The 5859-nt window shown below is 77.3% G+C and carries 5 protein-coding genes and 1 riboswitch; of the genes, 3 read left to right on the top strand and 2 right to left on the bottom strand.

Annotated features, from left to right (window positions below; genetic code table 11):
- Window positions 1-431 precede the first annotated feature (431 nt).
- Window positions 432-1544 (bottom strand): alpha/beta hydrolase family protein, encoded by a 1113-nt coding sequence (locus AOK09_RS26780; RefSeq protein ID WP_055589826.1) that lies wholly within the window; start codon window positions 1542-1544, stop codon window positions 432-434.
- Window positions 1545-1748: 204 nt separating this feature from the next.
- Between AOK09_RS26780 and AOK09_RS26775 the strand changes: the two genes are divergently transcribed.
- On the top strand, window positions 1749-3158 hold the full coding sequence (locus AOK09_RS26775; RefSeq protein WP_055589825.1) for an NAD(P)/FAD-dependent oxidoreductase: 1410 nt from the start codon (window positions 1749-1751) through the stop codon (window positions 3156-3158).
- Window positions 3159-3227: 69 nt separating this feature from the next.
- Here the strand turns inward: AOK09_RS26775 and AOK09_RS26770 are convergent, their stop codons facing one another.
- Window positions 3228-4280 carry a saccharopine dehydrogenase family protein gene (locus AOK09_RS26770; RefSeq protein WP_055589827.1) on the bottom strand — a complete coding sequence of 351 codons (1053 nt, stop codon included), beginning with the start codon at window positions 4278-4280 and terminating at the stop codon, window positions 3228-3230.
- Between the two features lie 237 nt (window positions 4281-4517).
- Window positions 4518-4649, top strand: a riboswitch (cobalamin riboswitch).
- Between the two features lie 121 nt (window positions 4650-4770).
- On the opposite strand from AOK09_RS26770, the gene AOK09_RS26765 reads away from it, so the two are divergent.
- Both AOK09_RS26765 and AOK09_RS38300 read left to right on the top strand, forming a co-directional pair.
- Window positions 4771-5721, top strand: coding sequence for a cobalamin biosynthesis protein (locus AOK09_RS26765; RefSeq protein WP_055589824.1), 951 nt, complete (start codon window positions 4771-4773; stop codon window positions 5719-5721).
- Window positions 5718-5859, top strand: a 142-nt coding sequence (locus tag AOK09_RS38300) for a nucleotide-binding protein (protein ID WP_157876046.1), incomplete at its 3' end; no start/stop codon positions are given. The genes AOK09_RS26765 and AOK09_RS38300, both read left to right, overlap by 4 nt.

Here is a 5859-nt window from a genome sequence, read left to right as displayed (position 1 = left end):
CGGCCGGCGCAGGCGGGCCGTCGCCGGCCGCGGGGTCCGCCTCCAGGTCGGGGGCGGGGCGTTCGGGTCGGCGTGCTGAGGGGAGCGGGGCATCACGGTCGCGCGGGTTCCGAGACGTCACGCCGAGCAGTCTTCCCCGTACACGGGCCATCTGTCACATCGTCCGCTGCGGGCCCTTGCGCGGCGGCCGGCCGCGAGGGGGCAAGCGGGGCGAAATCCCTGCACAACCGGGCCCCGGGCGGTCGCCGGGTCCGTCGGGGCGCCGGGGCGGCCGGACGGCCGCCGGCCGGGGACGCGGGGTCCGGCAGGGGCGCGAAGGTGCCCCGGACGGGTGCCGCCCGGGGCCTGTGGCGCGGCGAGGGCGACAGGAGGCGCGGTGCCGCGGGCTGCGGGGGCGTCCGGGCTGCGGTACGGGGCGGCAGGCACTGGTCTCACACCAGCGGGGTGAGGAAGCGGCGGAGCGCCTCCTCGTACCCGTGGGGCTCGGCGTTCCACATCGCGGTGTGCTCGGCGCCCGGGACCGTGTGGAGGGTGACCAGGTCCTCCCGGGTGACGGCCAGCCGCTCGGCGGCCTGCAGCGGTGTGACGGTGTCGTCGGGGCCGTGCACCAGGAGGGTGGGGACGTGCAGGCTGTCACCCCCGGCGAGCCGGTCCAGGGCGTCCACGTCGACTCCGGAGCGGCCCTCGGCCGCCCGGACGCCCAGTTCGGCCAGCGGAGCGGGGACGCCCCGGCGGGTGGCCTGGCGGCGTACGGTGGAGTGCCAGTCCAGTACCGGGGAGTCCAGCACCAGTCCCCGCACGGCGTCGCTCCACGACGATCTGGCGGCGGCCTGCAGCGCCATGGTGGCGCCCAGCGACCAGCCGTAGAGCAGCACATGGCGGGCGCCGTCCTGCAGGGCGAGCCGGATGGCCGCCTCGACGTCGCGCCACTCGGTCTCGCCGAAGTGGCCGAGACCGTCGGGCGACGGCGGGGCTCCCTCGTCGTTGCGGTAGGTGACGGCCAGGACCGGGAGCTTGAAGGAGTGCAGCAGCGGCAGCACCGGCAGCACCTGCTGCCGGTCCGTGCCGGGCCCGTGCACCGCGATCACCCACATGTCGCGGATCCCCGGCACGTACCAGGCCGGCATGGGGCCCAGTTCGCCGCGCACCCAGGTCTCCACGAAGTCCAGGCCGAGCGCGGTCCGCGGGTCGCCGGTCAGCACCCGGGGGGTGAGCCGGACCCGGGTGCCGTTGGTCGGCGGGGTGCCGTCGACCCTTTCCAGCCGGCGGACGACCGTCTGCGAGGTGGTCTCCAGCACCTCGCCGACCACGGCGTGCCCGCCCGGCCACTCCAGGCCGTAGGTGCCCCGGCGGGTGCTCTGCGGCGTCCGGGTGAGCGCCACCCGTCCGGCCGCGGTGGAGTGCACCCGCAGAACGCCCGTACCGGCGCCGGCCCTGCGCGGACGCAGCGAGATCTCCGACACGGCACGCCCGGCAAGCAGCGCCGCGCCTGCGGCGCCCGCCACGCAGGCGGCCGCGATGGCCGCCACGGTTCCCCGTCGCATATCGCTCCCCGGTCTCGTTCTCTCCACAGTCCACTACCCCGGGATCGGCCCGGCCATCGGTGCGGGTTCCTCCGGGTGAGCGGCGGGCGGTGCGGGCCGACGCTCTGCAGTGCCCGGCGCCGTATGCCTGGCACTGTGCCTGTTGCCGGGGTGATCTTGCGGGGATAGCTTCCGGACACGGCACAAGCACAAGGCAGGTTCTCCGTGGCACCCTCCGGCACCGCCCCGCTCCGCAACGGCGGGGTCTCCTTCTGGTACTCCTCGCTCGGCCTGCCCGAGGCCCGTCCGGCGCTGCCTGGTCCGGCCGAGGCCGATGTCTGCATCGTGGGCGGCGGCTTCACCGGACTGTGGACGGCGTACTACCTCAAGAAGGCGGACCCGGGCCTGCGGGTGGTGGTGCTGGAGAGCCGCTTCTGCGGTTACGGCGCGTCGGGGCGCAACGGCGGCTGGCTGTACAACGGCTTCGCCGGCCGCGGGGTCTTCGCCGCGCGGTACGGGCACGACCGGGCCCGCGCCATGCAGCGGGCCATGAACGACTCGGTGGCGGAGGTGGTGCGGGTCGCGGCCGCCGAGGGGATCGCGGCGGACGTGGCTCCCGGCGGGGTGCTGGAGGTGGCCCGCACACCCGCGCAGCTGGCCCGGTTGAGGTCCTTCGTGGCGGAGGAGCACGCCTTCGGCGAGACGGACCGGGTGCTGCTGACGGCCGAGCAGACCGCGGCGCGGGTGCGGGTCGCGGGCACCCTGGGCGGCACCTGGACGCCGCACGGCGCCCGGGTCCAGCCCGCCGCCCTGGTGCGGGGCCTGGCCCGGACGGTGGCGGCCCTCGGGGTGCGCATCCATGAGTCCACCCCGGTCACCGGGATCCGTCCGGCGGCCGGCACGGAGCGGGCCCGGGCGGTCACCCCCTACGGGGAGGTCTCCGCCGAGTACGTGCTGCGGGCGACCGAGGGCTTCACCGCCGGGATCCGCGGCGAGCGGCGCACCTGGCTGCCGATGAACTCGGCGATGCTGGTCACCGAGCCGCTGCCGGAGGAGTTCTGGGCGCAGACCGGCTGGGCGGGCCGGGAGGTGCTGGGCGACTTCGCGCACGCCTACATGTACGCCCAGCGCACCGCGGACGACCGGATCGCGCTGGGCGGCCGCGGGGTGCCGTACCGGTTCGGCTCGCGCACGGACACCGACGGGGGCACCCAGCAACGGACGGTACGTCAGCTGCGGGAGGCACTGGTGCGGTTCTTCCCCGCGGCGGCGGGCGCGCGGATCGAGCAGGTCTGGGCGGGCGTGCTGGGCGTGCCCCGCGACTGGTGCTCCACGGTGGAGCTGGACCGGTCGTCGGGGCTGGGCTGGGCGGGCGGCTATGTGGGCAGCGGGGTCACCACCGCCAACCTGGCCGGCCGCACCCTGCGCGACCTGGTGCTGGGTGGGGCGACCGAGCTGACCGGGCTGCCGTGGGTCGGCCACACGGTCCGCCGCTGGGAGGTCGAGCCGCTGCGCTGGCTGGGCGTCCACGGCCTGTACGCGGCCTATCACGCCGCGGACCGTCAGGAGGCCGCGGGCCGCCCGACCACCTCGCCGCTGGCCCGGTTCGCCGACGCCGTCTCCGGCCGGCACTGAGCCGGCCCGGGCGCGGCACCCCGGGCCCCGGCAGGCACCGCACGGGAGGGGTCGCCCTCGGCCGCCGGGTCAGCGGTGCACCACGGGGCCGCTCAGGGTGACACCGGCGAGGTCCGCCACATGGCGCGGGCCGAAGGCGCTGGAGGGCGTGTGGGCGCCGGGCTCGACGTCACCGGCCAGCACCCGGGCGACGGCGTGCAGGGCGCTGTCCGCGGTGAGGTCGTAGGGGTCCGGGCAGCTGAGGGTGGCGGTGGCGCTGCCGCCCGAGGGGGAGGTCGCGCGGGCCCAGGCCTCGGCCCGGGAGCGGGCCCGGCGGTCGCTGCCGGGCCCGGGGACCAGGCGGTCCACCAGGCGCCCGGCGGCGCGCCGTACGGCGGGGCGGCGCAGCAGCGGTGCGACCAGCGTCTGCAGCCGGCTGCCGGGGGGCAGCACGGTGTAGGTGGTGATGCCGGGTATGCCGGTGGAGTGGTAGGCGGTGGCGACGTCGCCCCAGGGCAGGGAGACGACGGTGCGCGGTCCGGAGGGGAAGTCCGCGCGCAGGGTGCGCCACCCGGCCGGGACCCGCACGATCCGGCCGCCGACCCGGGCGCGGCCGCCGAGGGCGATCCCCTCCAGTGCGGTCTTGGCGGTGCCGGGGCTGAGGGTGCCGCCGACGGCGAAGGCCAGGTCGAGGTGGTCGGCGTCGGGGATCTCCGCGGCCACCAGGGCGGCCAGGCAGTCGGTGGGCACCACGTCGAATCCGGCTCCGGGCAGCAGCACCACTCCGGCCTCGCGGGCGTCCGCGCCGCGGGCGTGGATCCACTCGAAGACGTCGATCTCCCCGGTGATGTCCAGGTAGTGGGTGCGGGTGGCCAGGCAGGCGTCGACCATGGGGGCGGCGGTGGCGGAGAACGGCCCGGCGCAGTGGACGACCGCGTTCATGCCGGCCAGTGCGGTGCGCAGCGCGCCGGGGTCGGCGAGGTCGACCACCCGGTGCTCCAGACCCAGCCGCTCGGCGAGGGCGGTGACCTGCGCCGCGGACCTGCCCGCCAGGACCGGGCGCTGACCGCGCTCGACGGCCAGCCGGGCGATCAGCGTGCCGGTGTATCCGTTGGCTCCGTACAGCATCCACGTCGTGTCCATGCCGCACAGCATGCCGGGCCGTCAGGCGGGCGGCCACCGGTGGAGCGGCCGCCGGGGCCGGGGAAGGGGTGGCCGCCGGGGTGCCGTACGCCGCCGCGGGGGCCCCGGTCGCGGATCGCGGCGGGCCGCCGTCGCGCCCGGGCGGCGGGAGCGGGCTGTGACGTACCGCTCCCGAGGCCGTGTTGACGCTGCGACCGGGCACGTGGTGGGATCCTTGCGCCAATACGGAGGCATGGAGAGGAAGCCGGTGCGAATCCGGCGCGGTCCCGCCACTGTCACCGGGGAGCGCCCTCGACCTATGGTCACGGCGGCCGGATTCACGGCCGTTGGAAGGCCCGGGGGTGCGTCGATCCGGGAGCCAGGAGACTCTCGCCCCCGCTCGTCGATCCAGGGCGCGGACCCTGAGTGAGGACACGCACGCGATGCAGCCTGCCCCGGGCGCCCTGCCACCTCTGACGTCCACCACCCTTCGCTGCACCGGCTGACCGGCGTGCGTGCCCACACCGCCTTCGCGGTGGGCGCGGTCGCCGGCTATGCCGCGGACACCGCCCTGGCCGACCCGCGCCGCGGCCACCCCGTCGCCCTCTTCGGCTCCGCCGCCGCCGCGCTGGAGCGCCGGCTGTGGCGTGACCGCCGGGCCGCCGGATCCGCCTTCACGGCGCTCTGCGTGGGCGCCGTCGCGGTCGGCGCCGCCGCGGCCGACCGGGCCGCGCGGCGCAGCGGCCCGGCCCGTGCACTGCTGGCCGCCGGGGCCACCTGGACCGTGCTCGGCGGCACCTCGCTGACCCGGGAGGCCCGCACCGTCGCCGCGGCGCTGGAGGCCGGGGACCTGGCCGCCGCCCGGGCGCGGCTGCCGCACCTGTGCGGGCGCGACCCGCGGGGGCTGGACCGCGACGGCCTCGCCCGCGCGGTGGTGGAGTCGGTCGCGGAGAACACCGCGGACGCCGTGGTGGGCGCGCTGGTCTGGGGGGCTCTGGCGGGCACGCCGGGGCTGCTGGCCTATCGCGCCGTCAACACCCTGGACGCCATGGTCGGGCACCGCTCGCCGCGCCATCTGCGCTTCGGCTGGGCGTCGGCCCGGCTGGACGACGTGGCGGGCTGGCCGGGGGCCCGGCTGACGGCGCTGCTCACCGTCGCCGCCTCGGCCGAGCCGCGCCGCGCCTGGCGGGTGTGGCGGCGGGACGGCTCCGCGCACCCCAGCCCCAACGCCGGGCAGGCGGAGTCCGCCTTCGCGGGGGCACTGGGTGTGCGGCTGGGCGGGACGCTGGCGTACGGCGGCCGGGTGGAGCACCGGCCGGTGCTGGGCGGGGAGTTGCGGCCCGTAGGGGTCGCGGACATCGAGCGGGCGTGTCTGCTGTCGCACCGGGTGGGGCTGCTGGCGCTGGGTGCCACCGCCGTCGCCCGCTGGACGGCGGGGGCCCTGCGGGGGAGGCGGGGATGAGCGGGGCACTGCTGGTCGCGGGGACGACCTCGGACGCGGGCAAGAGCGTGGTCACGGCGGGGATCTGCCGCTGGCTGGCCCGGCAGGGGGTGCGGGTGGCGCCGTTCAAGGCGCAGAACATGTCGCTGAACTCCATGG

Origin of the sequence: Peterkaempfera griseoplana (assembly GCF_001418575.1) — a bacterium.
Lineage (GTDB): Bacteria > Actinomycetota > Actinomycetes > Streptomycetales > Streptomycetaceae > Peterkaempfera > Peterkaempfera griseoplana.
The sequence above is the reverse complement of the archived record's forward strand: the minus strand, read 5'-3'. Positions and strand labels throughout refer to the sequence as shown.

What these genes read in the sequence shown, in the direction of transcription:
- AOK09_RS26780 (WP_055589826.1), bottom strand. Translation starts at nt 1,544, where the DNA reads ATGCGACGGGGAACCGTGGCGGCCATCGCGGCCGCCTGCGTGGCGGGC.
- AOK09_RS26770 (WP_055589827.1), bottom strand. Translation starts at nt 4,280, where the DNA reads ATGGACACGACGTGGATGCTGTACGGAGCCAACGGATACACCGGCACG.